This window comes from Aureitalea sp. L0-47, assembly GCF_026126405.1.
In the GTDB taxonomy this organism is placed as follows: domain Bacteria; phylum Bacteroidota; class Bacteroidia; order Flavobacteriales; family Flavobacteriaceae; genus Pukyongia.
In genome coordinates, this window is record NZ_JAFMTQ010000059.1 from 1 (window position 1) to 389 (window position 389).

The 389-nt window shown below is 47.0% G+C and carries 1 protein-coding gene; it reads right to left on the bottom strand.

All coding sequences use genetic code 11. The features are described from left to right. On the bottom strand, nucleotides 1–389 hold a 389-nt coding region (locus J1N09_RS15455), incomplete at both ends, for a hypothetical protein (RefSeq protein WP_265201182.1).

Genomic DNA, 389 nt, shown 5'->3' on the forward strand with positions numbered 1-389 from the left:
GTGAAAAAGTCATCCGCACTATTGGCAGGTGTACCATTATCATTACAAGCCGAAAGATTCGAAGTACCAATAGCTGTGATGCTGCATGGTGCTACACTACACGAAGCCGGGGCCGTACCCGCATTAGTTTCATTAAAAGTACATGGCGCATCATCTGAAAATGTCGCCGTTAGATCGATCGCTCCACCATCAGCTGTCATTTGAACTAAAGTAAAGGTGTGAGGAGAGGTGAGCCCGACAACAGACACTGAGGCCGTACCATCACCCGTAAGATCAAGGGTTCCCGTAGCAGGTGCATTGGCAAAAGTTACCGTTACATCTGCTGTGAAAAAGTCATCCGCACTATTGGCAGGTGTACCATTATCATTACAAGCCGAAAGATTCGAAGT